This is a genomic window from Inquilinus sp., from assembly GCF_057815775.1.
Genome location: NZ_JBYRFX010000634.1, coordinates 1 through 1,639 on the forward strand (window position 1 = coordinate 1; position 1,639 = coordinate 1,639).

The 1,639-nt window shown below is 68.3% G+C and carries 3 protein-coding genes; all 3 read right to left on the bottom strand.

The window, feature by feature from the left end; all coding sequences use genetic code 11:
- A partial coding sequence (locus tag AC3XYG_RS21990; protein ID WP_489142003.1) for a flagellar basal body L-ring protein FlgH occupies positions 1–391 on the bottom strand: 391 nt, incomplete at its 3' end.
- A gap of 1 nt (position 392) precedes the next feature.
- On the bottom strand, positions 393–1,181 hold the full coding sequence (flgG, locus tag AC3XYG_RS21995) for a flagellar basal-body rod protein FlgG (RefSeq protein WP_489142004.1): 789 nt from the start codon (positions 1,179–1,181) through the stop codon (positions 393–395).
- Positions 1,182–1,205: 24 nt separating this feature from the next.
- Positions 1,206–1,639 (bottom strand): flagellar basal body rod C-terminal domain-containing protein (locus tag AC3XYG_RS22000; protein ID WP_489142005.1); only part of this gene is annotated, 434 nt, incomplete at its 5' end.

Consider the following 1,639-nt stretch of genomic DNA (forward strand, 5'->3'; position numbering starts at 1 on the left):
CCTCGGAGATGACGACGCTGATCTCGCCGACCAGGCTGTTGGACTGGCCGGTCTGGCCGTGGCCGCTGAAGGTCGAATTGCCGCCGATCGCGGCGTCGGTCGCGGAGAAGAGCGACAGCGGCCCGGTGGTCGGCGGGCTGAGGCCGATGCTGCCGTCATGGTCGGTCGCCGAGGTGCTCGACGACGTCCCCTGCGTCCGCTCGACGAGGACGACGCTGATGATGTCGCCGACCTGGGCGGCGCGCTGGCCGCTGGTCAGCGGCGCATAGCCGTTCGCGGGCTGGAAGATCGCGCCGTTGGCGACGGGCGGCGGCGGCGCCGGCGTATATTCCGGCTGCGGCTGGCGATGCGAGCAGAACAGACAGGCGGCAATGAGGAATGCGTTGCCCATCTTAAAGCTGCTGGTTCGCGTTGCGGAGCATCTCGTCGGTGGCCTGGACCATCTTCGAATTCACTTCATAGGCGCGCTGGGTCTCGATCATGTCGACCAGCTCCTCGACGACGTTGACGTTCGACCCTTCGAGCGCGCCCTGGCGCAGCGAGCCGCGGCCTTCGAGGCCGGCCGGTCCGGTCTGGGCGGAGCCGCTGGCGGCGGTTTCGCCGTAGAGATTGTTGCCGAGCGCCTGCAGGCCGGCCGGGTTGATGAAGCGGGAGATCTCGATCTTGCCGACCTCGGAGGCCTCGGCGGTGCCGGCGATGGTCACCGAAACGGTGCCGTCGGTGCCGATCGTGACCGATTGGGCGCCGTCCGGGATCTGGATGTCCGGCTGGAGCGGGAGGCCGTCCGAAGTGACGATCTTGCCCTCCGAGGAGAGATGGAAATTGCCGGCACGGCTGTAGGCGGTGGTGCCGTCCGGGCGCGCGATCTGGAAATAGCCCTGCCCCTCGATCGCGAGATCGAGCGGATTGCTGGTCGTGCTGAGCGCGCCCTGGGTGGTGATGCGGCCAGTGCCGGTCATGCGCACGCCGGTGCCGAGATTGAGCCCGGTCGCATATTGGTTGTCGCCGGACGAACGGGAGCCGGCGGCGGTCACCGTCTGATAGGCCAGAGTGGCGAATTCGGCGCGGTCGCGCTGGAAGCCGGTCGTGTTCACGTTCGCCAGGTTGTTGGCGATGATCCGCATCCGCTCGGACTGGGCGTCGAGCCCGGTGCGGGCGACCTGAAGGGCTGAATTGGACATCTTTTTTCTCCTTGGGTCGTGGCGCTAGTTCGGCAGGCGCATCAGATCGGCGGCGGACGTATCCATCTCGCGCGCCTGGGTGACGAGCTGCAGCTGCATGTCCCACGAGCGGCTCGCCTCGATCATGTCGATCAGGGTCTGGCTGGTATTGACGTTGGAGCCTTCGAGACTGGCGGGGATCAGCCGCGCCTGCGGGTCGGAGGGCAGGGTGCCGCCGTCCATCTGCCGGAAGAGGCCGTCCAGCGCCTTGGCCACGCGCGAGCCGGCGGGCGAAACCAGCTTCAGCCGGTCGACCTGCTGCGGCTGGCTGGCATCGCCGCCCGTGGGCACGATCCAGATCGCCCCATCCTCGGCGATACGCACGGAATCCGCCGGCGGAATGGTGATCGGGCCGGACTCGCCAAGCACGGGCCGGCCGTCGCCGGTGGTCAGCACGCCGGTCACCGCGACCTGCAGGT